The organism is Arthrobacter sp. 2762, from assembly GCF_040548745.1.
Lineage (GTDB): Bacteria > Actinomycetota > Actinomycetes > Actinomycetales > Micrococcaceae > Arthrobacter.
Genome location: NZ_JBEPSI010000014.1, coordinates 12897 through 39500, shown reverse-complemented (window position 1 = coordinate 39500; position 26604 = coordinate 12897). Strand labels below are relative to the sequence as shown.

Genomic DNA, 26604 nt, shown 5'->3' with positions numbered 1-26604 from the left:
GCAATTCCCTCCACGCATCACCAGAACCAACGAAAGGCGGCCCCCATGCGGGCAGTAGTCAAGAACGCAGCCGAGCGAGGCGTCACCTACGTCACCGACGCCGGCGACCCCAAAGCAACAGAAGGCTCAGTCGTCATCGAAGTCGGCGCAGCCTCCCTGTGCGGCACCGACCGCGAACTCTACGAATGGACCCCATCAGCCCAGGCATTCAACCTCAACCTCCCCGTCATCCTCGGCCACGAAGGCGCAGGAACCGTCGTCGAAGTTGGCCCCGGCGTCACCGGACTAAAGGTCGGCGACCAGGTCGCCCTGGAAAGCCACCTGACCTGCGGCCAGTGCTTCCCCTGCCGCACCGGCGACGCACACACCTGCGAACGCACCGGCATCCTCGGCATGCACATCGACGGCGTCTTCGCCGAATACGCGGCCGTCCCCCAGGACATCTGCGTCAAACTCCCCACCGGCCTGTCCCTGGAATCCGGAGCCCTGCTCGAAGCCGCCGGCGTCGCCGTCCACGCGATCCAGCGGGCCAACTACTCCGTCGCCGGCCGGGCCGTGCTCGTCAGCGGTGCAGGACCCGTCGGCCTCGTCGTTGTGAACCTGGCACTGCTCATGGGCGCCTCCCACGTCATCGCAGTTGACCCCAACCCCTACCGCCGCGCTCAGGCCGAAAAACTCGGAGCGACCGCACTGCACCCCAACGACGGCATCATTGAACGCTGCCGGGAACTCACCGGCCGCCGTGGCGGATTCGACGTCGCCTTCGAATGCTCCGGCGCGCCCGGCACCCTGACCACTCTTTTCGAAGCCGTCCGCCGGGAAGCCACCGTCATCACCGTCGGTCACCCCAGCCGCCCGGCTGAGGTCGATATCGCCGCATACATCAACAAGAAGGGCATCACCCTTCGCGGAATCTTCGGCCGCCGGCTCTGGGAAACCTGGGAGCAGAGCCTGCTGCTGCTGGACTCCGGCAAGCTCGAACTCGACTGGCTCATCACCCACCGCAAGAAGCTCAGCGAAATTGACGAAGCAGTAGAGCTCCTCACCGGAGACGCCTGCAAAGTCCTGCTCATCCCCGGCCTCGGCTAAACACCCCCACCCGCGCACCCTCCAGGAACCCGCGGACCAACCACACCCCAGCCATTCACAGGAGAAATCAATGTCGATTCCCATCAAGAAAGCCTTGGAAAAGGTCCCCGGCGGCATGATGCTGGTGCCACTCGGCATCGGCGCCGTCATCCACACCCTCGCCCCGGACGCTGGCAAATTCTTTGGATCCTTCACAGGTGCCTTCTTCACCGGCCTGGCACCGCTGCTGGCTGTATTCTTCGTCTGCCTCGGCGCAACACTAGAGGTCAAGTCCACGCCCTACATCCTCAAAAAGGGCGGCGTGCTCCTCGGCTCAAAAATTCTCTTCGCCATTCTCATCGGCGTCATCGCTGGCCGATTCCTTGGCGAAGCTCCCATCGAACACGGAATCCTCGCCGGCCTGTCAACCCTCGCGCTGGTCGCCGCCCTGAACGACACCAACGGAGGGCTCTACATCTCCCTGATGGGACAGTTCGGCCGCAAACGCGACGCCGGAGCCTACTCCATCCTGTCCCTGGAATCAGGGCCCTTCCTGACAATGGTCACACTAGGCATCGCCGGTCTCGCCGCATTCCCCTGGCAGGCACTCGTCGGCGCCATCCTCCCCCTCGCCCTGGGCATGCTCCTCGGAAACCTCGACAAGAACATGCGACACCTGCTGGCTCCGCTGGTACCAGCGATGGTGCCGTTCCTGGGCCTCGCCCTCGGCCTGACCATCAACCTCAACGCAGTCGTCGAAGCCGGCCTGCTCGGCATCGCCCTCGGCCTGTTCGTGGTCTTCATCGGCGGCGCAGTACTGCTCCTCGCCGACAAACTCACCGGCGGCGACGGCGTCGCAGGCCTCGCCGCGGCAACCACGGCCGGCAACGCAGCCCTCGTTCCGGCAATCATCGCCACAGCCAACCCTGTCTACGCCCCAGCAGCAGAACACGCCACTGTCCTCGTCGCAGCCTCGGTCGTCGTCTCCGCTGTGCTCTGCCCGCTCGTGACCTCAGCATGGGCCAAGCGGGTGCAGAAAAAGGCTGGCCCAGCGGGCAGCGAAGACAACTCTCCCGAGCAGGAGGTACCAGCCCCCAAGCATGTAGGTAGTACCCCGGAACTGACCTAGCAGTACTAAAGGAAATGGGCGGGGCGTGCACAATGCACGCCCCGCTTCCCCATATCCGTATTCGCCGAGGAATACCGCCGGCCAAGGTGGCAGCCGGGGCCGTCCCACTGAGTTATCGCAACTGGATCCGCCTCAACCCCCGCGACGGAATCATCGTCAAAAGGAGCGGATTCGCACCCGAACACGGGACCGTGGACGAAATCAGTAAGGATGCCAGCTACTTCTGGGTCTGGATCGATGGCCGAAGTCGAATCGTGATCCCGCTAGCCCGCCGTCAACACCTTGCCCACGGCACCCGAGACTGCTTCCTTGATGCGGGCATGAAGTGCCCGCAGGCCTGCCCGGTCCACGCGCACCTCCACAATGGTGCGTCCCTTCAGCGGCGACTTGAGTGCCTCCGCGAGTTCCGCCGTCGTACTTACCGCCTGGTGTCCGACGCCGTATGCGGCCGCGAGTGCCGCGATGTCCACTGAGTGTGGCGTACTGAAGAGGCGTTCGACGGCGGTGCCGTAAGCCCCCGAGTCCTCCACCGCGCCGTGTTCGAGGAGGCTGAAGATGGCGCCGCCGGAGTCGTTAAGGACCACGATCCGAAGATCGGGGACGGGCTCCCCGTGGCCCAGAAGCAGGCCACCGGCGTCGTGGAGGAAGGTGACGTCGCCAACGAGAACTGTGGTTTCACGTCCGCTGCCGAGAGCGATTCCGGTGGCCGTGGCGATGGTGCCGTCAATGCCGGCGAGGCCGCGGTTGGCGTAGACGGTGGCGATGGGGTCGGGGTGCGGTTGGCCTGCGAGATCCACATCCCGGATCCCGTTGGAGGATCCCAGGACCAATTTGCCGCGCGAGTGCTCCCAGACGGCGGCTCCGACGGAAGGACCATTGGCAGTCGACTCCCCAGCCAATATTCCATCCAAGGCATGTTGGGCGGCAGCCCCGGCCAGGAGCCAGGAATCCAGCCACTCTGCAGACCCCCGGCCGGCAAACCCGGCCAACTCGGGGAGGGTTTCGATGGGTGTCTCTCGGCGTCGTCCAGCCTCGTACCAGGCCACGGGGACCGGCTGGTAAATGGCGGATTCGATGGCGGGGCGGGCCAAGAGCGCGGCCACTGGCCTGGAAAGGGTGGCCCGGCCGAACAGGACCACGCGCTCGATCGGTGCAGCCGACCCCGGACCAAAGTGCTCCAGCAACACCCGGTACGGGCCCACAGCGTTGGGACCGAATCGCGCGTTGGATGAAGGTTCGGCAAGTAGGGGAAGGCCGTGTGCACGTGCGAAGGCCTCTGCCACAGGACCGGCGTCGTGACCAGCGAGAACCACGGTGCGTCGCTCGGCGAGATCCGTGGATGCCGCCGGAAGATCCAGCGCCTGGGGACCGGCGTCGTAATGGAAAACGCTGTGACCAGCGGCGGTGGGAAGTGCATCGCCCGCGCCTGGAACCAACGGGTCGCGGAACGCGAGGTTCACTTGCACCGGGCCTGGCGGCGTGTCCTCGAGGGCACCAGTGGCAGCATACAGCGCTGTGGCAACTGCCCGTTGCGGGTTGTCCCCCGCGGCGACGTCGACGGCGAAGCGAACGTGATCGCCGAAAAGGTCCAGTTGAATTGTGGTCTGGTTCGCCCCCGTCCCGTGAAGCTCCTCCGGCCTGTCTGCCGAGACGACGACCAGTGGCACGGCTGAGTGGTTGGCCTCCATCACGGCGGGCAACAGATTCCCGACGGCGGTACCCGAGGTTGTCAGGACTGCGGCGGGCGCTTCGGTTGCGAGGGCGAGGCCGAGGGCTGTGAATCCGGCATCCCGTTCATCGATCCTGACATGGAGAAGAACCTTGCCCGCGGCTTCTGCCTCGGCAAGGGCGTAGGCCATGGGCGCCGAACGCGAACCCGGCGCTACCACCACGTGCCGCACGCCGCCGTCGAGCAATGCCGTCACGGCGATTCTGGCCGCGGCGATGGATGTCAGAGAGTCCTGGGAAGTCACCGTTCCAGTCTATTGGCGTCCACCGGACCACAATCGCGCTCTCACATCGTGCCGGTTCCCACCCGATGCTCTCTCACATCCAACCGGCTTCCACGGGATGTTCTCTCACATCCAACCGGCTTCCACGGGATGTTCTCTCACATCCAACCGGCTTCCACGGGATGTTCTCTCACATCCAACCGGCTTCCACCCGATGCTCTCTCACATCCAACCGGCTTCCACCCGATGCTCTCTCACATCCAACCGGCTTCCACGGGATGTTCTCTCACACTCTGTGCCATGAAAAGGATCGCCCAGCACCCCGCGGGAAGTGAGAGAACGACCGTCAAAACGACGCAGGAAGTGAGAGAACATCCGGAGAGACAGAAACGCTCCCCCACCGGTCAACCCGGGCGAGGGACCGCTTCTGCCGCTAAGTTACTTGCGGAATACCTGGACGATCGACGGCCGCGGCGCCCGCACCGCACCGGCGGGCGTGGCTCCGGCGTCCACGTAGTCCGGGAAGAACGAGTGCTGGTCCGCGAACGTTCCTTCCTCGCCCGGGTGCTGAACGGCGACGAAAACGGTCCGCTCGTCGTCGTGGATGATCGGACCACAGGTCTCGGCGTCGCGCGGAACAGCGAGGAACTGCTCCACCTTTCCGCGTTCGGGCCCTTCGAGGGTGACCTTGAACAGCCCATCTGCATAGCCGATGGTGGAGGGTGCGCCGTCGGTGGAGATCCAGAGGTTGCCCACTGAGTCGAAGGCCACGTTGTCCGGGCAGGAAATCGGGGATACCTTGTCCGCCGGGAATCCGGAGAAGTACGTGGACGTGTTCTTGGCGGGGTCACCGGCCACCAACAGCAGGGTCCAGTTGAACTTGGTGCCCGTTTGGTCCGGGCCTTCGGTGATTTCCACGATGTGGCCGTCACGGTTCAGCGTACGGGGGTTGACCTCTGTGGCGCCCTCCTTGCCCACCTTGCCGCGGTCCGAGTTGTTGGTGCAGGCCACGTAAACCTTGCCTGTGAGCAGGTTGGGCTGGACGTCTTCGCAGCGGTCCATCTTTGTGGGGCCAACCTTGTCAGCGGCAAGACGCGTGTAGACCAGGACTTCAGCAACAGACATGCCGGGAACTTCCGAGACACCACCCACCACCAGCGGCAACCACTCGCCAGTGCCGTCAAAGGCGCCGTCGGAAGGAACCTTGCCCGTTCCGTCAATTTCCGCTGCCGGGGAGTCTCCCGTGAAACGGGCAACGTAGAGATCACCTTCGGAGAGCAGGGCCATATTGTTCTTGCGGGCCTCCGCTGAGTCGCCGGGCTGGTATTTGCCCTTGGAGACGAACTTGTAGAGGTAATCAAATCGTTCGTCGTCACCCATGTACGCCACAACTTGGCCTGACGGAGCGACAATCACGTTGGCGCCCTCATGCTTGAAGCGGCCCATGGCGGAGTGCTTCTTCGGAGTCGAGGTGGGGTCGAAGGGGTCAACTTCGACGATCCAGCCGAAGCGGTTGGTCTCGTTGGCGTAGCCGGCATTGCGCGTGTCGAAGCGCGGCTCGTCGAGTTCCCACTGACGCGTGGTCGGCTTCGCAGATATGCCGTAACGCTTGTCGCCGTCGCTGGTGCCAGGTGCGGCAAAGTAGCCGTTGAAGTTCTCCTCGCCGGAAAGGATAGTTCCCCACGGAGTGGTTCCGCCGGAGCAGTTGCCCAAGGTTCCCTTGATCCAGCGGCCTTCCGGGTCATCGATTGTCTTGACCAGGTTGGTTCCTGCAGCAGCGCCCGTCAGTTCGTAGACGGTGTCCGTGAGGAAGCGGCGATTCAGGGGTGCTCCCTGAACATAGTTCCACGGCTTGTTCTTGTTCTTCCGTTCCAACTCCACCACCGTCAGGCCGTGACCGGCCCGGCCAATTGCACGGGCTTCGGCGGCGTCAAAACCTGCCGGCAGCATGATGTTCTCGTTGGTGTATTCGTGGTTCGTGAACAATACGGCTCGACGGCCCTTTGAACCGGGAACCGGGATGATGTCCGTGTAGTCGTTGTTGTAGCCGAATTGGCGGGCCTGGGCGGCAGCAGTCTGCGCGTTGAGGTTGAAGGCCGGCGAGTCGGCGAAAAGAGGGTCACCCCAACGGATGATGGGCTTCCAGTCGAACCCCTCCGGAACCGTGAAAGCGTCGACGGCGGCGTCAACCGGCTTGATTGCCGTGAACTGAAGCTTGGACTTTCCGAAACCCTTCTTGGCCGCGTCCGACAATCCATTACCCGCATCGGCGACTGCAGGTTCGGCACCAGTCACCGCACTACCAAGCACGACGGCGAGCGCACCAGCGGCGCCAAGCCCCAGGGCGGCGCGGCGGCTCATCGCTGTTGAGGCGATGTCTCGGAAGTAGCCGTTAGAGCTCGTGTTGCAAACATCGCCGGCACAGGCGTTGTCGCACTTGAGAGCACAGGTAACGGCACTGCGTTTGCCTTTGGTGTGGCCGAACATTGGCAGCAGTGGGAACGTGCGTCCGGTGGTATCAGACATGGGGGGACCTTCCAGAGAATGTACGAGGTTCCCGCTGAGCCTTTCAGCGCAATCCGAATCCGAGAGGACTCTCTGGTTAAGTTTCGGTGAACAGGTCTTCTTGCGAGGAAGCGAGCGCCGAATGTACGCGTCGCAGCCTCTCCAACCACCAGTCGCGACGTTCCCCCGGAGCCGCATACTGCTCCAGCAGTCCAGGATCGGCGACGGCCTCACGAAGGCCGATGGCGCCGTCGTCGGGTACCAAGGGATCCAGGGTGATGTCCGACGCAAAGAGCGAAACGGTGCCGAGCCCGCAGGCGTATGGCAGCGAAGGCAGCGCGGCGGCGAGCGCCAGACCGGCGCGGATCCCAATGGAGGTATCGAGGGCGGAGCTCACGACGGCGGGAAGGCCAGCCTGGACGACGATGTCCAAGGCGCGTGCCACTCCCCCAAGCGGCGCAACCTTGACGACGATCAGGTCCGCGGCCCCCGCCCTCGCGACGCGGAGGGGGTCGGCCTCCTTCCGGACGCTCTCATCGGCGGCTATCAGGACGGACGCTCCCGCGGCGGCAAGGCGACGGCGCACGTCAGCCAAGCCCTCAATGTCCGGCACCGGTTGCTCTGCATATTCAAGTCCGACAACTGAGAGTTTGCCCAATGCCTCTACAGCCTGGTCAACATCCCAGCCCCCGTTCGCATCTACGCGGATGGCGGCGTCGGGAAGGGCGTCGCGCACGGCGGTGACCCTTGCGACGTCGTCGCTAAGAGATTGCCCACGCTCAGCAACCTTGATCTTGACGGCATCCACCCGGCCAAACCGCGCGAGTACTTCCGGCACGCGCTCCGCAGCGATCGCAGGTACGGTGGCGTTCACGGGAATGCTGTCCCGAAGCGCCGGAGGGAATCCAATCCAGCCCGCTTCCAGGGCGGCAGCGAGCCAACGGGAAGATTCGTCGTCGTCGTATTCCGGAAAGGGGCAGAATTCGCCCCAACCCAGCGGCCCTTTCAAGAGGAGTGTCTCCCGCTCCATGATGCCGCGGAACTTCACGCGCATGGGCAGTGAAACGACGTGGGCGTTGTCGAGGAGTTCTTCGAGCGACGGTAAATCAAGAAGGCGAGCAGGCATATTGCCACTGTACCGGCGGCTCCAGGCGCCAAAGGCTGGCCAATCCGGCTATGTGGATAACTCGTCCATTCCAAGAATCCGTACACTGGGTTCCATGTCATGCCGTATCAGCGAACTGGTCCTCCACTGTGCCGATCCCGAAGTGCTGGCGCGGTTTTGGAGCGACGTCCTTGGTTACGTCGAACTCGACCGGGAAGATGGCGCGATCGAGATCGGCCCTCCGGACGTCGGGTTCGGCGGCCTGCAGCCCACCATCATCCTGAGTCCCAGCAGCGACCCACGGACTGGAAGACTTCCCCTGCACATTGACGTCAATCCCGTCGACAGGGACCAGGACGCCGAGCTGGAACGTTTGCTCGCCCTCGGCGCCCGTCCTGCTGACGTTGGGCAGACCGGGAACGAGCAATGGCACGTCCTGGCGGACCCTGAGGGCAACGAGTTCTGCCTCCTGCGTAGGCGGCTGGAGCCCTGAGCAGATAACCGGACCACGTTAGTCCGTCCAGTATTTCCGGACCTTGCCCAGTGCATCGCTCAACTGCTCACCGGACAAGGTAAGGGAACTTTCGGGCATCCCCAACGCGTCCCACCGAGCAACAACCTGAGTGTCACCTTCTACCGGCAAAGGCCACAACCAGTAGTGGGCCGTGGACTGAACGATTTCATCATTGCTGCTCCCCCCGCCGCCGCCCAGCGTAGCCAGCACGGGACCTGTGACGTCGTCAGCCCCTTCGTACATCGACGGCCCGTGAACGGCTGCAACCGCCTTGCGCCCATCAGGGAAAGCGACCCCGAGCTGCAGTCCTGCCCCGGTATCAAGGCTTGAACGGGGATGGTTGAAGGACTGGTCCATGACATCACGCCACTCCCGGTCCGACTCGTCGCCCCGGCGAACCGACCACACCAGGTCCAACGTACATCCCGTGGAATACACCTCAACCAGCTTCAGGGCCATCACCATCTGCCGGCTGTTGTATACGAACTCGCCGATGTGAACCACGCCAGGCAACTCGTCCGACGGCGGACCGGACCAGCCTGGGCGGAGGGGCTGGGGTTGGCGCGGACGTTGGGGTGGCTCTGGAAGATCGTCGAAGAACGTCATGTTTCCATCCTTACACCGCCACGAAAGCTAAAGGGAGGGTTGCCATCCGAACGGAAGCATGGAACCGCGCTATCCTCTGATTCACGACTTACTTCAGGGGAAATATGACGCACGCACCCAACGGTTCCACGACGCCCGCCGGCTGGTACCCGGATCCTTCGTTCCCGCAGCAGATGCGATGGTGGGACGGAGTTCAGTGGACGCCGCATTTGGCACCACGCGGCCAGCAGTTCATGCCGCTCCAGCGGGTCCTGATCAGCAACCAGACGCCTGTGTACAACCCCTTCATTTGGGCGGTGGTGCTGCTGCCGCTGGTGCCGCTCCTGTTGATGCTTACCTGGCAGCCGGAATTCCGCTACATGACTACCCGGCAGGGTGCCACCACCCTTGACCCGATGTCGATCTACACGCCCGGTTACTTCCTGCTCCAAGCGTCAGGTTTCATCGTTTATGGCGTATCTGTCCTGATGGCCTTCTTGGACTACCGGCGGCTGGCCCGTTCCGGCGTCGTCCGTCCCTTCCACTGGGCATGGTGCTTCCTGAGCCCCGCTGTGTACGTCATTGGTCGCACGGTGATTGTCCGGAAGGTTGCTCTTGATCGCGGGATGGGGCCGGTGTGGGCGCTCATTGGCGTTGTGGTGTTGTCGTTCATCGTGGCCGGTATCTGGATGTCGACGATGATGCAGTCGCTGTACAACCAGATCGGTTATTCGATAAACGCCTAATGTCTTTGGCACCAATCCAAGACACGATTTACGCAGTTAACGCGTAGGCCGCCCGAACCCAAGTCAGGAACTCGTCGTCGATTTCAGTGACGTCTTTGAGTATGACCTCGTTGTGCCACCGGTTACTCGATACTCGCTCAGCCCGGTGAACGCGATCTGACTCAAGCTCGCTCTCGAGAACTATGTTGACCAGGATGCCGCCACGACGAGGAAGAATCCCCAGAAACGCGCGCCCGTGCGTGACGTGGAAGGATGAGGCATTCTCCTGTAATTCCCAGCCTTCCAGCTCGGAGAGTGAATCCGTGAGTGCCTTGTGAATTCTGGAGGAAGCAGGGTCACTTTCAATGCGCTCTCTAGCGGTGCGTGCCATGCTGCCAGCATAAGCGCACTTCCCTGAACCGGTGCCGCCTACTGCATTGTCTCCCTCCGACCCATCCGAATGGCATCCTGGCAGTCTTCCTCACACGCGTTAGGTAGACTGCTGACAAATGAAGGATGGAAGGACCTCCCGATGAACCGCAAGGCCACTGCACTGGACGTCGCCAAAAGGGCGGGGGTGTCCAGGAGTGCGGTCTCGCTGGTGCTCAATGGCCGCGGCGACGGCAACGTGGCCAAGGAGAGCCAGGACCGGATCCGGTTGGCCGCGCAGGAACTCAACTACTCCCCCAACGCGATAGCGCTCAGCCTGCGGAACCAGCGCTCCCGGGTGATCGGCATCGTGTCTGACGAAGTTGTGGTCAGCCCCTTCGACGGCAACATCATTGGCGGCGCGGATGATGTCGCCCGCAGCCGTGGCTTCGTCACCGTGGTCATGGACACCGAGCGCGACGCCGCCCGGGATGCGAGCGCAATCGAAACCCTCCTGGACCGCCAAGTGGACGGGCTCATGTACGTGACCGTGGGTTTGAAGCCGCTCGACGTGCCCCTTGGCATGCTGCGCGTCCCGTCAGTCCTGGCCAATTGTTATGACAGCAGCCCCAAGCCTCAACTCCATCACGTCATCCCGGACGAAGTCACCGGCGGCAGGGAAGCTACCGAGCACCTGCTGCAGTTGGGCCATCGGGACATCGCCTTGCTTGCTGGCTCTGAGGAGTCCCCGGCCGCTCCCCTGCGCGTCGAGGGCTACCGGGATGCGCATGCCGCAGCCGGCCTGTCGGTTCGCGCGGACAGGATCACCATGGCCGGTTGGGACATCGACGCCGGTTTCCACGGCGCCATGAAACTGCTCGACGGCGCGTCCCCGGCCGAGCGACCCACGGCCATCATGTGCGCGAATGACCGCCTGGCAATCGGCGTTGCCTTGGCTGCTGCCCGTTTGGGCCTCAGCATCCCGGCGGATCTCTCGGTGATGGGTTACGACGACGAAGCACGCATCGCCGACACCATGGTCCCCGCCCTGACCACCATGGCCCTGCCACTGCGTGAGATCGGACGCGCGGCCATGACGACGCTTCTTGACACGATCGAGGGCGTATCCGCTGGCACGGAAGACACTGCCGAAACTAACCTGGAAACGATGGTCAACTGCCGCCTGGTTATCCGGGAATCAACCGGCCCTGCCCCAACGCGCTGAGCTCGGGAGCGCACCCCTGGGCAACCCCGTTGCTGGCCCGCTATTCCGTTGCTGGGCAACAACGGAACAGCGGGCTTCCGACGTCGATCCACCACAAAACGCAGAGCAGGCCCCACAACGCACGACGTCGGCCTGCCGCCTACCCGGGGAGCGTCAACTCCCATACGTCGGCAGTTTCGCCTGTGGGCAGGGTGAGCTGCCATTCCTCCCCAGGAGCCGGGTAGGCGCGGAGCGTCGTCGCAACCGAACCGGTGCGGTAGACCTCCACGAGGGAAGCATCAATGAAGATCCGGAGCTCCTCCCCTGCGGCCAAGGCACCCGAGTAGACCACCTGCCTGTTGTCCCCGGAGCCACCCTCTGAAGCCGAAACGAGCGCCAGCTCCACAACGCCGGAAGACACAGCACCGGAAGACACAGCACCACCCGTCACGAGTACCTCGGCAAACTCGGGAACCACCACCGAGCCCGCAGCGCCCGCAGCCACCGCTGCGCCACGATACGCCAACACCTCCGGCGCCGGGGAAACCGCTAGTGCCCCGTCCACCACGGACAGGAGGCGAGGATGTGTCAGCACGCCCGACCATCCGGCGTCGTCGATTTCTTCCTGGGTGCGGCCGCGGCGACCGTCGCGTCCGGGACCCTCGTTGGCCCACCCCCACAACAACGCAGCAGGCGAAGAAGCAGCGGAACCATAAGAGAGCTGGACAATCTGCGGTGCATAGAAGTCGCGCCCAAGGTCAGACTTCCCACCGGAGGACGGCACAAACACAGGCAACCCCGTCGCGGGGTCCGAGGAAAGGGAACCGATCAGGTGCCCAACCCCGTTGGCGTGCTCGTGGTCATCGCCGGACAGCCAGAGCGAGAACATCATCACCCAGGCGGAGCCGCCGGAAGAGTCAGGCACTTGCACCAGTTGGGGGCACTCCCAAATCTCGGCAGGAGTGTGAACGGCAGCCACGGGATCAGCAGAGGTGAGCCAAATCCCCTGATATTGCCAGAAGTCGATATCCTCCACGGTGTACAGCAGCAAAGCGGCGCGCCCATCAGATAGACCCGCTCCTTGGATGGCATATCGAGCACCGTTGAAGTGGAAGATGAACGGATCGCGCACGGCTGTGACCAGAGGATCCAAGGGCATGGATGCGGCGACGTGGCCGGTCTGCTCCCAGGTCACCATGTCGGAAGAACCGCGCGCAATGACTACCTGCGAATGGCCGCCGTGGTCCTGGACACCCGAATAACAAGCGGTCGGAACGCCACCATCAGAGGTCACCACCCCGGTCCAGCAGCCCGCAGAATCGGGACCGCCCGCCTGAGGTGAAAGCGCGATGGGGTGTTCTTCCCAATGGACCAAATCCGCAGAACTCACGTGTCCCCAGTGGATCTGCGAGTGTCGGGCCGATTCCGGGTTGTACTGGAAGAAGACGTGGTGCCGGCCGTTGATGTAGCTGATGCCGTTGGGATCGTTGATCCAGCCTTGGGCCGGCCGCGGGTGGAAGCGCGGGAACGCCGGATCCGGGTGCGTCGAGGCAGACAACAGGGAATCAAAAAGTGCAAGGTCCGTCACTGGAACCCTTTCAATCAGAGAGGTTACTTGCCCGTTCCAGCGGTGAGTCCGTCCTGCAGTGCGCGCTGGCCGAACATGAACACCACCAGCGCGGGAATCATGGAGAGGACAACGCCTGCCAGCACCACGGAGATGCTTCCGGTGCCAAGGTTGCCCTGCAGCGACACCAGGCCCAGGGGCAGGGTGAAGTTCTGCTCGGAGATGGTCATGATGAGTGGCCTGAAGAACTCGTTCCAGTGGAAGTTGAACGCCAGGATGCCCACGATCGCCAGGCCCGGCATGGCCAGTGGTGCGTACACGGAGCGGAAGGTACGCCACGGCGAGGCGCCGTCGATCGCAGCCGCTTCAGCGAGCTCACCCGGCAATCCCAGGAAGTACTGGCGCATGAGGAAGGTTCCGAACGCCGTCGGGATGGCCGGAATGATCAACGCGAGCAGCGTGTCCGAGAGCCCGACGCCGCGGATCAGCATGAACACCGGCACGATCGTCACCTGCGCGGGCACCATCATGGTGGCCAGGACGATGGAGAACAACGCGCCGCGTCCCCTGAAACGAAGGTGCGCGAACGCGTAACCGGCAAGGGCTGCGGTGAGCATCTGCCCGACGGCGATCAGTCCGGTCACCAGGGCACTGTTCAGTACTAGTTGCACAATATTGAGCTGCTTGAACACCTGCTGGTAGGACGCCAGATCGGGGTTCAGGGGCAGGAACGCCGGTGGCAGTTTGAAGGATTCCGACGGCGGTCGCAGCGAGGTGGATAGCGTCCAGAGAACGGGGCCCAGGACAAAGACGGCCGCGATCAGCAAGGCGGCGACGCGCCCCACCACTGACCAGTCGCGCTTCTTGTGCGTAACCACAGGCGCCGTGGTTTCAACACGTTCTGAAATGAGGGTCATGGCGGGCCTTACTGGTAGAAGACGAATCGTTTGCTGAGCCGGAACTGTGCGGCTGTGATGGCCATGATGATGAGCGTCAGGATCACGCCGATCGCCGAGGCCTGGCCGAATTCGAGGCGTTGGAACGCGGACTCGAAGATCACCATGACGGCGGTGCGCGTTGAGTCGCCGGGCCCGCCGCGTGTGAGCACGTAGGGCTGATCGAATACTTGCAGCGCGTTGATGATGGCCATCACCGAGGCCACCAAGGTAGTGGGGCTCAGCAGGGGCAGTGTCACGTAGAAATGCTTGCGCCAGCCGGTGGCGCCGTCGATCGAGGCGGCCTCGTACGTCTCCACCGGGATCGAAGCCAGCCCACCAACAAAGAGCAGGAACGAGAACCCGAAGTTCTGCCACACGTACACAAGAATTACGACGGCGGCCGAACCACCTGGCGTCGTCAGCCACGGTACCGCTGGGACGCCTACGAGCGAGAGCAGCCAGTTCACGACGCCAAACTGTTCGTTGAAGAGATAGCGCATGAAGATGGATACCGAAGCCGCGGACAGGATGAGTGGGAAGAAGAAGGCGGAGCGGAAGAACACCCTCAGCCAAGCGGGGAGTTTCTCCTGCACCATGATCGCCAGGCCCAGGGCGAGTCCCAGCTGGAGGGCCACGGCCACGATGACGAACACGATGGTGTTGAGGAACGAGACCCGCACGGTGGGGTCCTGGACTACTTCGGCGAAGTTATCGAAGCCCACGAACGTCGGCGCGGAGATGATGTCCCAGCGGAAAAAGGCGAGCGCCACGGAAGCGACGATCGGCAGGAGCGTGAAGATGCCCATGCCCACGATCGTCGGGGCAAGGAAAGCCCACGACAGCCAGCGTTGCTGGACGCGGCCACGTTTGGAGGGCTGGCTGTGCTTGTGGGAGGCCTGACGTCCGCCCGGCTGCTTTCCGGTCCCGGTGGGGGTGCTGGTGGCGGTGCTCATGGCTGCCTCCTCAGGGCCAGTTCAAGATCGCGCTGCATTGATTCGAGGGCCTGCTTGAGTTGGCGCTCGTCCCCGCTGACAGCCAGGGATACGTTTTTCATGAGGGCCGTTTCGACGGCGGCCTGCTGGGGTGGTGCCGGAATGGGACCTGTGGTGGGGAACTTGTCCAGGGTCTCGTAGAAGACCTTCCAGTTCCGCGGGCCGGTGCCGGCATAGAGCTGTTCGTTGACCATGGATCGGCGAGCGGGAGTGGTGTTCGGTGTGGGGAACACGATCCTCATGGCCTCAAGACTGGAGCTGAACTTCACCCATTCCCATGCGGCGTCCTTGTCCTTGGCGGTCTTCATGATCGCGTAGCCGGCTGTGCCGAATTGGTGCCGCTGGGTCCGCCACTTCGGGAAGAACTGGACGTCGAATCCGTCCTCAGTCATCCCCGCTTCGTGGAGGCCTTGTACCCAATAGCCGCCTGCCGGCGTCGTACCTATCCTGTTGGAGGCGAAGAGACCGATCAGTGCGCTGCCGCCACCTTCCTCAGGCCGGACACCCAGTCCGTCCTTGACCAGGCCGCGGAGGTAGTCGAAGGATTCGAAGACCCGCGGATCGTCAGCGTTGGGTTCGAGCCACTGGTAGCCGCCGGAGCGGAGGCTGCGCGAGGGGTCGTTGGCGTAGAAACCATCCCAGAGCCATTCGCCGCCGGTGGACTTGGTTTCCTTGAGGAAGCTCGTGTCATTTGCGTAGAGCCACGGCACCACTCCACCGAAGAGGCGGTTGGTCCAGTAGTACGGGGTGAAATCCTGAGGCTTGACCTTCTTCATCGCAGCGAGCGTGCTGCGGAAGTCCATGTGCGTCCAGTCGTCGGCGGGGCGTTCCAAGCCGGCCTGACGGAGTGACGCGGTGTTGTAGTACATGTTGGCGGCGTTCCAGTCGATGGGGAGCTGGAACAGGCTGCCTTTGTACATGAAGGCTTCCACCAGGCTGGGGTGGACGTCCTCGAAGTACTCTTTCATGTGCTCGGCGTCGCGGCGCAGGTACTCGTCCAGCGGATGGGCCAGCTTCTCGGCGAAGAGCTGCGCGCCTTCCGTTGCCACGTACACGACGTCCGGTGGCGTGCCTGCTGCCACCATGGTGAGGATCTTGGTGAAGAAGTCCTTCCAGTCCACGGCCTGGATGGCTTGGACCTTGACCTTGATCTCGGGGTGGACCTTGGCGAAGGCGTCGATGACCTTCTGGCGGGCCGCGGCGTCAGCGGCGGTGCCCATGATGGCGATGCTGAGGCTATTGTCTCCCCTGCCCGGAATATCGGTCCCGGTCAATCGCGGCCACGACGCCGCTGTTGCTCCGACTATTCCAGCACCGAGGGCTGTGAGGGCGGTTCTGCGTGTGAATTGTCGCAAAGCCCCATTGGTTCCCGGCATGTAGATTTCCTTCCCTAACACGTGTGAGGTAGCCTATTCCTGCCACCTAACACGTGTCAAGCGTCACAGGAATGTTGCGCCAACCTCACCCCAACCGTCCCACCGTGGAGGGCCAGCGCGGCGTCATGATTCTTCGCCAAGGCATTATCCAGTTGAGTTAGGTTAGGTTTACCTTGTTACATTGCCCCGTGACTACCCAACCGGATGTGGCCCGAATTTCGTTCGCCACCAACCTGGCGTCCTTCGGCGACCGCACCGCCATCAGCGCCGGGCACAGCTCCATCAGCTACCGCGACCTGGCCGCGCGCGTAGAGGATATGGCACGCCAACTCGGCCCTGAGCGCCGCTTGGTTGCCCTTGAAGCCGATAACACCTTGCCGTCTCTAACGGTGTATCTCGCGGCCCTGGCATCAGGCCATCCGTTGCTCATACTGCCCGCCGGCGGCGGAAAAGCAGCCGAAACACTCATCGCCGCCTACGATCCAGACATCATTGCGCGGTCCTCCGACGGCGAGCCTGTCCTGGACGTGCGCCGCCATGAGACAGCACACCAACTGCACCCGGACCTGGCACTCTTGGTGAGCACTTCAGGGTCTACAGGTTCGCCGAAACTCGTTCGACTTTCCGCGGCTTCCATTCAGGCGAACGCAGCGGCCATCGCACAATACCTGCACCTGCGCCCCAGCGATACTGCCGCCACAACACTTCCCCTCTCCTACTGCTATGGGATGAGCGTGGTGAACAGCCACCTGCTGGTGGGTGCATCCCTGGCGTTGACAGAGCTCTCCGTTGTGGACCCCTGTTTTTGGGACTTGGTCCGCTCCGAGGGCGTTACGTCGTTCGCTGCCGTCCCCTACACCTTCGAGCTTCTGGACCGTGTGGGATTTGAGCACATGGATGTTCCGACCCTGCGCTACATCACCCAGGCCGGAGGTCGTCTTGCTCCCGAGCGCGTCCGATCCTATGCAGAGTTGGGCCGCGAGCGCGGCTGGGACCTTTTCGTCATGTACGGGCAGACCGAAGCCACCGCCCGCATGGCCTACCTGCCACCCGACCTGGCGGCGGAACATCCCCATGCCATCGGCGTCGCGATTCCCGGAGGAGAATTCCGGCTCGAACCAGTGCCGGGGCTGGATGACTGGGAGCTCGTCTACACCGGCCCCAACGTCATGCTGGGCTATGCCGAGAAACCGGAAGACCTGGCCCTTGGCCGGGAAATCACAGAGCTCCATACCGGCGACCTCGCCCGGCTCGGCCCTGAGGAACTCTACGAGATTGTGGGCAGGCGCAGCCGATTCGTGAAGATCGTTGGGCTGCGGGTTGACCTGGGACGTGTTGAGCGACTCCTTGCAGATCTTGGCCTGACCGGCGCTGCCGCTGGTTCAGATGACGTTGTGGTTGCAGCGGTGGAAGGCCACCACGACCTTGCCTTGGTCGCAAAGAGCCTTGCGCAGGATCTGGGTGTCCCCCGCGCGGCCGTCCAGTTGCATCCGGTGCCCGACATTCCAAGGCTGGGCAATGGGAAGCCTGACTATCCGGCCATCCTTGAGTTGTCTGCGCCGCCGGAGCCCCTGTCTGCCCACACAGAGCCCCACCCCAGGACAGAATCCATCCCCGGCCCAGAGACTGTTCTTGAGATTTTCGCAGAGGTCCTGGAACGCCCGGACATCACAGAGACTGACAGCTTCGTTTCCCTCGGCGGAGATTCGCTCTCCTACGTGGCGGCGTCGGTACGGCTTGAGCGTGCACTTGGCCGCATCCCGCAGGGGTGGCACCTCATGCCCATTTGCGAGCTTGTCCCGGCACCCGAAGCCGCAGGCCATCCAAGCCATCCAGCCCACCCAGCCCACCCAGCCCATGAAGATGCGCACGCCACTGGCCGGAAATTTCTCCGGAACTGGCGGGGGAAGTTGTCGGCACGCATGGAGACGGGGATCGTGCTGCGCGCGGTGGCCATCATTTTCATCGTGGCAACGCACATCAAGTTCTTCTCCTGGGAAGGCACCGCCCACGTGCTGATGGCGGTGGCCGGCTACAACTTTGCCCGCTTCCAACTAACGGGATCCCGGCGTGAACGGCTCCGGAGGCAATTGCGTGCCGTCACGAGGATCGTCGTACCCAGCGTCCTGGTCATCGGCGTCGCGTTCGCCGTCACCGACGACTACGGCTGGCACAACGTGTTCTTGTTGAACTCAATCGTTGGTCCCCAGGGGTGGACGGATATGTCCCGCTTCTGGTTCGTTGAAGTGCTGGTTCACATCCTGATCGGGCTGGCTCTCCTGCTGGCCATACCCGCGGTGGACCGCGCGGCACGCAGATGGCCGTGGGCGTTTCCACTCGCGTTGGCCGGCGTCGACCTCCTGCAGCGCTTCGACATCATCGAGCTGCCCTACCCTGGCCAAGGGCCTGTCCTGTGGCTGTTCGCCTTCGGATGGGCTGCTGCTGTATCGCGGCAGTGGTGGCAACGCGCCGCCATGACAGCTTTCGCTCTCTTGACCATCCCGGGGTCCTTCAGCAACGAATACCGCAGCGCCACCATCCTGGCAGGTTTCCTCATCCTCCTCTGGATTCCTACCTTGCCCGTGCCGCGCGGCCTGCACCGCATCACGGCTCTTCTGGCCAGCTCATCACTGTATATCTACGTCACGCACTGGCTGGTGTACCCACTCTTTGAACAGACCCACAAAGGGCTGGCCCTCGCGGCATCATTGCTGGTGGGCGTGGCCTACTGGGCGACGGCGACGCGCGCCATGGGCAGCGTCGAGCGGTGGCTTCGCGACCGACAAAAGCGGCGCCACGTCAATTCTTCCGGCCCGTGGCCGGACGGGGTTTCGCGGCAGGATGGGGTTTCAGTGCTGGATGCGAGGGTGCCGCATCGATCGCGTTCTCGCGGATGAGTGTGAGAAGACCGGTCGCGCGCCCGAAAATGCTCTCCTGTGACCCTCACGGCGGCCCCTCCGGTTCGCTGAGGTCCCATCTTCCCGAGAATGCGACGGAGCCAGCAGCATCAGCGGCACAATGGTTATCCCCAGCCAGACAATCACAGCCAGCAACGCCAGCATCAGGCCTGTAGTAGGTTCCATAGGTTAAGAATAGGCTGATTTGCCCTTGACCATAAGGCACCTTATTGGTAAGCGCGCGGGTATGTGCGCCGCGCCCGAGGTGTCCTCACATGAGCCTTCCAGCGAACTGTGGCAGTCTTGATTCAATGAGTTCCCAGCAGTCCCGCCCCATAGCGATGTCCACTGACCGGTCAGCACAAGGTCGCAAGCCCGGCGTCGGTACAGGGCTGCTTTTCGGCTTGGGTACCCTGGCCAGCATCCTGGGCTTGGTGGTCACGTACTACTTCTTCGTACGGACCACAATGGGTCAGTTCATCGACGAGTCTGCTTTGGTCGAGGCCACTGAACTGAGCGGATCTGCAGGCAGGGCGTCCACGAAATTCCTGGACATGCTGCCGATTCTGTCACTGGCGATCGCTATCATCGTGGTGCTCTTCGTGACCGTTGCGCGTCGCCGTTGGACTGCCGCGGGAATTGCCGTGGCCGCCTGCATCGCCGCCAACCTGGCGACGCAAGTATTGAAGCTCTTTATTCCGGACAGGCCCGACCGCGGCGTCCAAACACTTGAACTCAATTCACTCCCCTCCGGCCACACAACATTGGCGGCGTCTGCTGCTGCGGCGGTCTTCCTCATGGTCTCGCCCCGCTGGCGGCCTCTCGCAGGATTCCTCGGCAGCACCTTCGCCGTGGCCACCGGGGTTTCGACACTCATCAACCAATGGCATCGACCCTCCGATGTCGTAGCCGCCTTCCTCGTGGTGGGCGCCCTCATGCTTCCTGCCGGATGGCTGATCCTTCGCAGCGACAGCGACTGGAATGTTTGGAAAGGCTACGGCGAGCACTGGGCAGCGTCGCGCATTTGGGTATGGTTGACCGCCGTTGCCTTGCTCCTGGCAGCTATCGTGGCTGGCTACTCACTGCTCCAAGTCATGCCGGGACTCAGCGCCGACAGCACTGTGGACTACTTCTGGGCCGGGACTGCATCCATTGTGGTTGCCGGATACCTGTCCGCCCTGGGCGGGACGTGGCTGTTCGGCCTGGCGGCCAGGAAGCGCTAGGGCACCAGAGCTTTAAGGCTCGACGGCGGCAGCCCGCCTTTGGAGCGACGCTCCAGTCGCGCCGCCGGCATGGAACTGGCCGCTTGTTTGGGTGCGCTCAGTCCTCCGGGCGGACGGAATCGAAGAACCTGGGATCCCCCGCGTAGCCATCCTTGCTGGCCCGTGCTTGGTCCTGGATGAATTCCCTGTCATCTTCAGTCAGCAATGTGCCTCCGTGCCCGTCAACAGGACCACCCTCACCACTTTCATGGTTGAGCTTGGCCGTTACCGTACGCGGGATAATCATGCTCCCGGGATTGTCGATAAGCCATTGCCGCGTATCCGGAGAAAGCTGGTTCCAAATTTCCCTGATGTGCATTCTTATCAGCACTGCCCTTCAATGATGGGGTAGTTGGATGGGACTCGCTGCGATTTAGCGCAAGTGAGATCAAGACTCAGGCTACGCCCTTTCGGCCCCATTCCCGACCCCAAGTCCCGCAGACTTTTCTTCCTGGCGCGTCGACGGGAAGGGTCCCCCGACTACAGTTAATCCAATCAATGGACCAACAGTGGGCCTTTCCCTTTATGCGTCTGCTCCTGAACGGGCCTGGGCTGTCTCGGAAGGGGTTTGATTGGCTCCGGTGCGGTAGCGGTAGGTGATGTTTTCGTCCTGGACAACGAAGGTTTCCACTCCGCTGCGGGACCAGTGCAGGACCAGCAGACCGTAGCGTTCGGCGAGTTTGGCCAAGGTGGCGAAGGTGGTGACATCGATGATTGGCCGTCCCTGCGGTGCCGGAATAGGGTGGACCCTTACCAACAGAGCGGCGTAGCGGCGGCGGATGGCTGCGGCTTCATCGCTGGGGGCGGTTCGTCGCGCAAACACAATCAGGATGGCTGCGGTTGTCATGGCTGCCAGCAGCAGCACTGCGGAGATGATCCTTGCGTTGAGGGCGGTGATGGACCAGCCGTTGAACCCTAGCATCCTGGGGCCTGTTATGAATTGTTGAACGGTGGAGGAGTCCGTGACGGTGAGCTCGGTCTGGTCGTTCGCCAGGCCGAGCTGCAACGGTGTGAGGTTCAGTTTCAGTTTTGGTGTGAACTCCGCTCCGGAGCCTGTGGTGACCCGCGGGGTGATGGCGACGGCCACAGGGGCCGCTGCTACGCCCGTCGCTGTGGCGGCGGCTTGCGCTTTTGCTTCCAGGGCATTGAGGTCCAACCGGACCGTGCCCTGGTACTCCTCGCCGGTGAAGGCTGCGGGCCCGGCAAGGGGCAATGTTGAATGCCACCCGGACGGAGTTGAGAGTTCAGCGGTGACGGCGATCGTGCCCGGATCACCCTTGTAGGAGTACGTGACGTCAACGATGTTGGCGAGTTTACGGAACACGGGGTCCGGTGAATTGGCCGTCGTACCGTCGTAGGCAGCACTTCGCCCAACCGCAGCATTGTAAGAGAAATCCATCTGCGTTCCGCTTTTGACCACCGACGCCGATGACTCCTCCAGCGGACCGGACCAGGCCAATGCGCCCAAAACGGTACCGAGGATCCCGAGAACCAGTGTGACGATGGCAGAGACCCTCAGGGTGGGCGGGAGGCCAGCCACGGATAGCGGCCTGACCGGAAGCTCAGTGGTGTGTCGGGACATGGTTGTCTTCCTTCGCTTGCGCCGTTGTCGGACGGTGGTGGCGGCACCGCCGCTCACTATCAGGGCGAACGTGACTACGCCCAGGACCGGAGGGCTTGTCAGCCGCTCAAGCCAGGCTCCTCCCTGGGGAATATGGAGTACTGCTCGGCCGGTGAGCTCACCAGCACCTGGAGTGAGTGGATCTATGGATTCGTTGTTATCGCCCTTGAAGACAAACCCCGAGGGGTTACCGGCGATGATGCGGTGCAATGCGACGTCGTTCTTCGCGGGGAGCTCGTACGCGGCGATCTCGCCAATCTCATAGGAGGAGGCCCGCTGCACGATCACGAGGTCACCCTGATAGTAGACGGGGTTCATGCTGACACCGTGGGTGATTACCACGGACACCTGGCCGCTCATCAGTGCAACCCCTGATACGGCCAGTAGCAGTACAGCCAGCCCTGACAGGACAAACCTCGTCACGCGCCGCGGCGCCCGATTAGCCATACTGAATCCCCCATGGAAGTGAGCGTGAGGGGGCGGTCCAGTTTGGGCCGCCCCCCCCGGCACCCGAACTAGCTGACAGTGACGGCGAGACTCGTCAAACCGGTGTAACCCGTCTCCGCATCGGCAGGGACGAACGTGCACGTGGAAGCATCGGAAACAGTCTCCGAGCAGGTGAACGTTCCACCGGAACCACCGGTCGGCGTAACGGCAACGGTGCGGCCATTTGCGGTCCCGCTGAACGTCAGGGCGATGCTGTCGACACGCGTGTTGGCACCGGCGTCATCGAAGGAATAGGCGATGGTTGTCAACGTGGCGCCACTGACAGACTGGCTAACGGTACCGCCGACAAACTGGGCGGCTGATGCCTGGCCTGTGGTTGCGACACCCGTACCGGTGAACGCGGAACCCGCGGCAACGGCGAGGCCGGCAATGGACAGAGCGGTGATGATCTTTGCGGACTTGCGCATAGTGATTCTCTTTCGGTTTGGTTTGCCCGGAAGCCCCTGAGCGGACCCCGTGATCTGGCCACCCTGCCTAAGCGGGCGGCGTTTGCGATGGAGTCCGGCCCGCTAACACGAAAGAAGTAAAAGTCATGGCGATTCCCCCAAATCGTATTTCGCTGCGGGCGCCAGATACCTGACCGGACTAACCGGACTGATTCGGCTAAAACCACATCGACAAGTACGAAGCTAACAGCTCCATCCGCCGGCCCGGCCAGAACTGGGCGAAACCTCGGGGAAAGTTGGGGAAAACCTATGAAACTCCGGTGGTTCGCAGAATAGCCAACACGCGTCCGCGTAGTTCCCGCACGAAAGGCTTGGTCATGAAATCATCGACTCCCGCCGCGAGCATGCTCTCCGCAATATCCGTGCGTCCTGTCAGCACAAGAATGGGCACATCGCTGAATTCCCTGATCCGCAACGCGACCGCAAGCCCATTCAGGTCCGGCACGCCAAATCCAGCACGACAATGTCGGGCTTATACCCCCGTGCGGCATCAACGCCGGCCACACCCGTGGCGACACTACGAACACTGAGGCCGACCGAACCCACCACCCACTGACAAGGCTCCGGAAGTCCAGGTCGTCCTCTATAACCAATCCCACCCGACCCGTGGCCTGGGATATGGCGCGGCAGAGTTTTTTCGGGGACGTTCGCTCCGATGCTTCCGTCGGCCAATGTCCTAGGCGGATTTTCCCTGTAAGACCAACCTCAGTAAACGGGCCATCCCCCTGTAGGCGCAGCAGCCTTAGTCCTCTACGCTGAAACCGGACACGCTGGAAAGGACTGGTCATGACTGCTGAAGGAACGAAAGACGACCCATGGGTGCTGGTCACGGCACCGGGCTCGTCGGAATACTCCATGTACCGCGACCCGGAGTCAGACCCACCAGCCCTTGTTTGCCAGGTAGGGTCGACCACCCTGAAGTATCACCTGCGGGCCACCGAGGATCTCTCCACCTGGCTCCGTGAGCAGCAGGACTGGGTACCCCTAGGCGCAACCGATGAAAGCAAACCAGCACCGGACGGAAGCGTCGAAGCATGGGGACGGGACCCCGCCAACCCTGTATCCGGATGGCACGGGCTCCGCAAAGGATACCGCGGCCGCTTTGGTATGTACCTCCCGCCGCTGCTCGAAAAACTCGGGCTGGTCGAACTAACCCACGAGAAACGCAACAACATGGTTCGAGCCATCCCCAACTAACCCATTGCCGTGGAGCAGGCGGCTCAGGAACGCGCGGCTTCCCGACCTACTTTGAGCTTCCGTCGGCCGGGGAAACAGCCTGAATGGGTTGATTTGTGGCTCATGCAGCCTCAAACAGGGTCCGGAAGCAACGCCGCATCCGGCCAAGATTTGGGCTAGTAGTTCCGCCGATGCTTGAGCCTGGGGATTGCGACGGCGAACACGGCTGCCGCTGCGAAGCCCAGGACGCCAGTGGCCCAGACGCCAGCGGCGAGCGAAATGGCAGCAGTCAGGGCGGACAACAGCACAGGCCCACCCGTGGCACCCGAATCAGCAATGAAGTGCCAGATGCCAAGGAAGTGGCTCCTTCCGTTATCCGGGGAGAAGTCGGCACCCAGTGTCATGATGAGCCCGGAACTAATGCCATTGCCAAAGCCAATCAGCAGGGCAGCCAACAAAAGCGGCACGAACCCACCCGTGAACGGGATGAGCATCAGGGCTGTCCCCATGATTACCGTTGCGCCACTTCATCATAGTGCCGCTCATGCATGGGGGCCCTATCCCGTTGACATGCTGACCAGCCAAAACCCGCCCATGGTCCCGCTGATCCTTGTAGGTCTGGCACACGTATTGCTCGTGAAAGCGGTGTAACCAGTGCTGCCGCGTGCAGTGCAGGTGGCGTGGATTCAGAAGGTGATGTTCGTGGCGGGTAGCCGAGCGATGACCACCTTTCTGTGGCATCTGCCAATGATCATCGCCATGTTCGCGATCGCATTGGTGTTTCGGCTTCCCTTCCCCCGAGCCTGCCAGTAGTGAGTGGTCGTTGGGCCGGCCACCGTTCTACCTGGGAGCCTGGCTGCTCGTTCTGCTGGTGTCCACGCCCTTGGTCCGCTTGGAACTCGCGAGCACGGCACTGGCGCCGGCTACTGCAAGGCCAGCCATGTGGCGCATAGTGGTTGCCACCGGTACTGGCGATCATTCCGCCTTCATCGTGATGCGGACAGCATTGGATACCGCGAATGCACATGGGGGTTGGTGGTGGCCGTGGCTCTCGTGACGGGGCTTCGACCGGTCAGGAAGTGGAAGACTCCCGTTGCCTTTGAAGTAGGCGGCTTCCTAGCCCGGCCAAAAAACGCGCCGCTTCCGACCCTTTTGAACGATGAACGGCCAGAAACGGCTCTTCCGGATGCACTCTTGTTAGACAACGGCATAGTTCATTTCAATTCAGGAGCCGCATTTAGGCTTTCGTTGTGCGCGTTACCTTCCACTTGCTCGTCTGTTGAAGAGCGGATCTGTACACCCGCACTGCCGCCGAACACCGTGTTGTCCCGCACAACCGGGGAAACGGTCCACTTCAAATAAATGCCCGCAGGAGCGTTAGCCCCCGATTCTCGCAAAACGTTCCCGCGTACCTCAATACCGCGTAGTGGGGCTTTGGCGATCCCGTTCACCGCTATCCCGTTCCCCACAAGGTTGGGATCGATGGCGTTATCCAGAACCTTTACATTGTCAGACCTAATGACATCAATCGCGGCGCTCGGATTCGTTGGGATTGCTCCCGTGTCGGTGTGAAGCTTGTTGCCCTCGACGACCACGTATGACGCTTGAACTTTGATAAAGCGTCTGGAGACATTCCGGATGTCGTTATCACTGATGTTCACTTTTCCTACATTGAACGGATTGGCGGTGCCATCGAAGAACAAGATGTGAATGGCATCCCCTTCCTCGCCTGAGACGTTCTCAATTGTGTTCCCCGTGATGAACGAACTTGCCTGCGCGTCGCCGGTGGAATTAAGCCCGATGCCCCGAGAGGCGCCCGGCCCATTGCCTCCGATCTTGTCGCCCACACTGACAATGTTGCGTACCCAGTTGTTGCGGATGATTACCCCGCCGCTCGTGGAAGCGTCGATCCCCCGGGCCGATTGAGTTTCAGAACGAAAGTTCTCGTAGCAGCCGTTCTCAATAATCGCTCCTGAGCCAGTCACCTTTAGGCCGTACGCTGCCCGACTTTGACCATCGACGTGAATGCTCACCCTGGCGTAGTTTCCCGTCACAGTGAGCGCCGTGATGTCAGGGCCATCCGCTACGATGGTGGCATTTTGCGTTTGTAGGGTCCTGTTGTCACCAGCCAAAATAAGGCCTTTAGTGATGCGGTACTTCCCGTTTGTGAGTCGAACGCCGCCGGCGTCCAGCCATGCCTGCAAAGCTGCTGTGTCGTCTGCGACGCCATCGCCCTTAGCTGCGTTAGGAATCTCTGACGGCCCGCCCATGCTGTAAGGTGCGGCAGTCTCAGAAGACGACGTGGCGTTTGGGGCCGTGATCTGGACGGTTTGGCACCCCGCAAGAAGTAGGCACGAGCACGCCATGAAGGTCGAGATGAGCCACTTCTGGGCTCGACCAGACCACACAGCGCCCACGCAGCTCCAATCCCCAAAGAATCGTCGACGAGAACCGGCCTCTGACCCGAGGATATCGTGGCTCACTGCAGGAAATTAATTGCAGGAGCGCGATTGGGAAGAGCGAATCGGTTGCTTGTCTTTCCTATGCTAGCTTGAGAGATCAATGCATTCCCAACGGCGACCGGCTTGTGCTCTCATGGCCTCAGCACGCCTGGTCGGAAGGCTGTCAACATCCCCCCACCCATTGGCCGGCTTGGCGTTGAATTA

Annotated in this window: 23 protein-coding genes and 1 pseudogene; 9 read left to right on the top strand and 15 right to left on the bottom strand. The window is 62.4% G+C overall.

Annotation, left to right across the window (positions count from 1 at the left end; all coding sequences use genetic code 11):
* The first annotated feature begins 45 nt into the window (after window positions 1-45).
* Window positions 46-1089: a zinc-dependent alcohol dehydrogenase gene (locus tag ABIE18_RS20460; protein ID WP_499724362.1), complete on the top strand. Its 1044-nt coding sequence runs from the start codon at window positions 46-48 to the stop codon at window positions 1087-1089.
* Between the two features lie 70 nt (window positions 1090-1159).
* Window positions 1160-2197, top strand: a complete 1038-nt coding sequence (locus ABIE18_RS20455; RefSeq protein ID WP_499724361.1) for a 2-keto-3-deoxygluconate permease — start codon at window positions 1160-1162, stop codon at window positions 2195-2197.
* A gap of 263 nt (window positions 2198-2460) precedes the next feature.
* Here the strand turns inward: ABIE18_RS20455 and menD are convergent, their stop codons facing one another.
* The 3 genes from menD to ABIE18_RS20440 form a co-directional block, all read right to left on the bottom strand.
* The gene (gene menD / locus ABIE18_RS20450; protein WP_499724360.1) at window positions 2461-4170 is read right to left on the bottom strand and encodes a 2-succinyl-5-enolpyruvyl-6-hydroxy-3-cyclohexene-1-carboxylic-acid synthase; all 1710 of its coding nucleotides are present in this window, start codon (window positions 4168-4170) and stop codon (window positions 2461-2463) included.
* A gap of 417 nt (window positions 4171-4587) precedes the next feature.
* The gene (locus tag ABIE18_RS20445) at window positions 4588-6675 is read right to left on the bottom strand and encodes a PhoX family protein (RefSeq protein ID WP_499724359.1); all 2088 of its coding nucleotides are present in this window, start codon (window positions 6673-6675) and stop codon (window positions 4588-4590) included.
* Window positions 6676-6751: 76 nt separating this feature from the next.
* Window positions 6752-7780, bottom strand: coding sequence for an o-succinylbenzoate synthase (locus ABIE18_RS20440; RefSeq protein ID WP_499724358.1), 1029 nt, complete (start codon window positions 7778-7780; stop codon window positions 6752-6754).
* A gap of 94 nt (window positions 7781-7874) precedes the next feature.
* Here ABIE18_RS20440 and ABIE18_RS20435 point away from each other — a divergent pair, with 94 nt between their 5' ends.
* Window positions 7875-8252 (top strand): VOC family protein, encoded by a 378-nt coding sequence (locus ABIE18_RS20435; protein ID WP_499724357.1) that lies wholly within the window; start codon window positions 7875-7877, stop codon window positions 8250-8252.
* Between the two features lie 18 nt (window positions 8253-8270).
* Here ABIE18_RS20435 and ABIE18_RS20430 read toward each other — a convergent pair whose 3' ends face one another.
* On the bottom strand, window positions 8271-8879 hold the full coding sequence (locus ABIE18_RS20430; RefSeq protein WP_499724356.1) for a hypothetical protein: 609 nt from the start codon (window positions 8877-8879) through the stop codon (window positions 8271-8273).
* 104 nt (window positions 8880-8983) lie between these two features.
* On the opposite strand from ABIE18_RS20430, the gene ABIE18_RS20425 reads away from it, so the two are divergent.
* Window positions 8984-9604, top strand: coding sequence for a DUF2510 domain-containing protein (locus tag ABIE18_RS20425; protein WP_499724355.1), 621 nt, complete (start codon window positions 8984-8986; stop codon window positions 9602-9604).
* Window positions 9605-9632: 28 nt separating this feature from the next.
* Here the strand turns inward: ABIE18_RS20425 and ABIE18_RS20420 are convergent, their stop codons facing one another.
* Entirely contained in the window at window positions 9633-9974 is a 342-nt protein-coding gene (locus tag ABIE18_RS20420; protein ID WP_499724354.1) for a DUF5655 domain-containing protein, read from the bottom strand.
* Between the two features lie 141 nt (window positions 9975-10115).
* On the opposite strand from ABIE18_RS20420, the gene ABIE18_RS20415 reads away from it, so the two are divergent.
* Entirely contained in the window at window positions 10116-11177 is a 1062-nt protein-coding gene (locus ABIE18_RS20415) for a LacI family DNA-binding transcriptional regulator (protein WP_499724353.1), read from the top strand.
* Between the two features lie 139 nt (window positions 11178-11316).
* Here the strand turns inward: ABIE18_RS20415 and ABIE18_RS20410 are convergent, their stop codons facing one another.
* Genes ABIE18_RS20410 through ABIE18_RS20395 form a run of 4 tightly spaced genes read right to left on the bottom strand, consistent with a single transcriptional unit; the run spans window position 11317 to window position 16029 of the window.
* On the bottom strand, window positions 11317-12744 hold the full coding sequence (locus tag ABIE18_RS20410; protein ID WP_499724352.1) for a glycoside hydrolase family 32 protein: 1428 nt from the start codon (window positions 12742-12744) through the stop codon (window positions 11317-11319).
* Between the two features lie 23 nt (window positions 12745-12767).
* Window positions 12768-13640 carry a carbohydrate ABC transporter permease gene (locus ABIE18_RS20405; protein ID WP_499724351.1) on the bottom strand — a complete coding sequence of 291 codons (873 nt, stop codon included), beginning with the start codon at window positions 13638-13640 and terminating at the stop codon, window positions 12768-12770.
* 8 nt (window positions 13641-13648) lie between these two features.
* Complete coding sequence (locus ABIE18_RS20400; protein ID WP_499724350.1) at window positions 13649-14614, bottom strand: carbohydrate ABC transporter permease; 966 nt, start codon at window positions 14612-14614, stop codon at window positions 13649-13651.
* Window positions 14611-16029: an extracellular solute-binding protein gene (locus ABIE18_RS20395; RefSeq protein WP_499724349.1), complete on the bottom strand. Its 1419-nt coding sequence runs from the start codon at window positions 16027-16029 to the stop codon at window positions 14611-14613. The genes ABIE18_RS20400 and ABIE18_RS20395 overlap by 4 nt, the downstream gene beginning before the upstream one ends.
* A 188-nt stretch (window positions 16030-16217) precedes the next feature.
* Here ABIE18_RS20395 and ABIE18_RS20390 point away from each other — a divergent pair, with 188 nt between their 5' ends.
* On the top strand, window positions 16218-18926 hold the full coding sequence (locus tag ABIE18_RS20390) for an AMP-binding protein (protein ID WP_499724348.1): 2709 nt from the start codon (window positions 16218-16220) through the stop codon (window positions 18924-18926).
* A gap of 311 nt (window positions 18927-19237) precedes the next feature.
* Window positions 19238-20149, top strand: coding sequence for a phosphatase PAP2 family protein (locus ABIE18_RS20385; RefSeq protein ID WP_499724347.1), 912 nt, complete (start codon window positions 19238-19240; stop codon window positions 20147-20149).
* A 97-nt stretch (window positions 20150-20246) separates the two neighbouring features.
* Here the strand turns inward: ABIE18_RS20385 and ABIE18_RS20380 are convergent, their stop codons facing one another.
* The 4 genes from ABIE18_RS20380 to ABIE18_RS20365 form a co-directional block, all read right to left on the bottom strand.
* Window positions 20247-20435, bottom strand: coding sequence for a hypothetical protein (locus ABIE18_RS20380; RefSeq protein WP_499724346.1), 189 nt, complete (start codon window positions 20433-20435; stop codon window positions 20247-20249).
* A gap of 276 nt (window positions 20436-20711) precedes the next feature.
* Window positions 20712-22169: a S24/S26 family peptidase gene (locus ABIE18_RS20375; protein WP_499724345.1), complete on the bottom strand. Its 1458-nt coding sequence runs from the start codon at window positions 22167-22169 to the stop codon at window positions 20712-20714.
* A gap of 155 nt (window positions 22170-22324) precedes the next feature.
* Entirely contained in the window at window positions 22325-22723 is a 399-nt protein-coding gene (locus ABIE18_RS20370; protein WP_499724344.1) for a hypothetical protein, read from the bottom strand.
* A gap of 286 nt (window positions 22724-23009) precedes the next feature.
* On the bottom strand, window positions 23010-23207 hold the full coding sequence (locus ABIE18_RS20365) for a response regulator transcription factor (protein ID WP_499724343.1): 198 nt from the start codon (window positions 23205-23207) through the stop codon (window positions 23010-23012).
* 341 nt (window positions 23208-23548) lie between these two features.
* Here ABIE18_RS20365 and ABIE18_RS20360 point away from each other — a divergent pair, with 341 nt between their 5' ends.
* Entirely contained in the window at window positions 23549-23959 is a 411-nt protein-coding gene (locus tag ABIE18_RS20360; RefSeq protein ID WP_499724342.1) for a DUF6855 family protein, read from the top strand.
* Window positions 23960-24114: 155 nt separating this feature from the next.
* On the opposite strand, the pseudogene ABIE18_RS20355 reads toward ABIE18_RS20360, so the two are convergent.
* Window positions 24115-24459, bottom strand: a pseudogene (locus ABIE18_RS20355) (MFS transporter); the annotation flags it as partial.
* Window positions 24460-24761: 302 nt separating this feature from the next.
* Here ABIE18_RS20355 and ABIE18_RS20350 point away from each other — a divergent pair.
* Window positions 24762-24995, top strand: coding sequence for a hypothetical protein (locus ABIE18_RS20350; RefSeq protein ID WP_499724341.1), 234 nt, complete (start codon window positions 24762-24764; stop codon window positions 24993-24995).
* 157 nt (window positions 24996-25152) lie between these two features.
* On the opposite strand, the gene ABIE18_RS20345 is transcribed toward ABIE18_RS20350, so the two are convergent.
* Window positions 25153-26208, bottom strand: coding sequence for a NosD domain-containing protein (locus tag ABIE18_RS20345; protein WP_499724340.1), 1056 nt, complete (start codon window positions 26206-26208; stop codon window positions 25153-25155).
* Window positions 26209-26604 lie beyond the last annotated feature (396 nt).

Coding starts and splice junctions, on each gene's coding strand:
- ABIE18_RS20420 (WP_499724354.1), bottom strand. CDS start 9,974: ATGGCACGCACCGCTAGAGAGCGCATTGAAAGTGACCCTGCTTCCTCC.
- ABIE18_RS20345 (WP_499724340.1), bottom strand. CDS start 26,208: ATGGGCGGGCCGTCAGAGATTCCTAACGCAGCTAAGGGCGATGGCGTC.
- ABIE18_RS20375 (WP_499724345.1), bottom strand. CDS start 22,169: ATGAGCGGCCAGGTGTCCGTGGTAATCACCCACGGTGTCAGCATGAAC.
- ABIE18_RS20435 (WP_499724357.1), top strand. CDS start 7,875: ATGTCATGCCGTATCAGCGAACTGGTCCTCCACTGTGCCGATCCCGAA.
- ABIE18_RS20370 (WP_499724344.1), bottom strand. CDS start 22,723: ATGCGCAAGTCCGCAAAGATCATCACCGCTCTGTCCATTGCCGGCCTC.
- ABIE18_RS20445 (WP_499724359.1), bottom strand. CDS start 6,675: ATGTCTGATACCACCGGACGCACGTTCCCACTGCTGCCAATGTTCGGC.
- ABIE18_RS20395 (WP_499724349.1), bottom strand. CDS start 16,029: ATGCCGGGAACCAATGGGGCTTTGCGACAATTCACACGCAGAACCGCC.
- ABIE18_RS20455 (WP_499724361.1), top strand. CDS start 1,160: ATGTCGATTCCCATCAAGAAAGCCTTGGAAAAGGTCCCCGGCGGCATG.
- ABIE18_RS20440 (WP_499724358.1), bottom strand. CDS start 7,780: ATGCCTGCTCGCCTTCTTGATTTACCGTCGCTCGAAGAACTCCTCGAC.
- ABIE18_RS20425 (WP_499724355.1), top strand. CDS start 8,984: ATGACGCACGCACCCAACGGTTCCACGACGCCCGCCGGCTGGTACCCG.
- ABIE18_RS20385 (WP_499724347.1), top strand. CDS start 19,238: ATGAGTTCCCAGCAGTCCCGCCCCATAGCGATGTCCACTGACCGGTCA.
- ABIE18_RS20380 (WP_499724346.1), bottom strand. CDS start 20,435: ATGATTATCCCGCGTACGGTAACGGCCAAGCTCAACCATGAAAGTGGT.
- ABIE18_RS20430 (WP_499724356.1), bottom strand. CDS start 8,879: ATGACGTTCTTCGACGATCTTCCAGAGCCACCCCAACGTCCGCGCCAA.
- ABIE18_RS20400 (WP_499724350.1), bottom strand. CDS start 14,614: ATGAGCACCGCCACCAGCACCCCCACCGGGACCGGAAAGCAGCCGGGC.
- ABIE18_RS20415 (WP_499724353.1), top strand. CDS start 10,116: ATGAACCGCAAGGCCACTGCACTGGACGTCGCCAAAAGGGCGGGGGTG.
- ABIE18_RS20360 (WP_499724342.1), top strand. CDS start 23,549: ATGACTGCTGAAGGAACGAAAGACGACCCATGGGTGCTGGTCACGGCA.
- ABIE18_RS20405 (WP_499724351.1), bottom strand. CDS start 13,640: ATGACCCTCATTTCAGAACGTGTTGAAACCACGGCGCCTGTGGTTACG.
- ABIE18_RS20460 (WP_499724362.1), top strand. CDS start 46: ATGCGGGCAGTAGTCAAGAACGCAGCCGAGCGAGGCGTCACCTACGTC.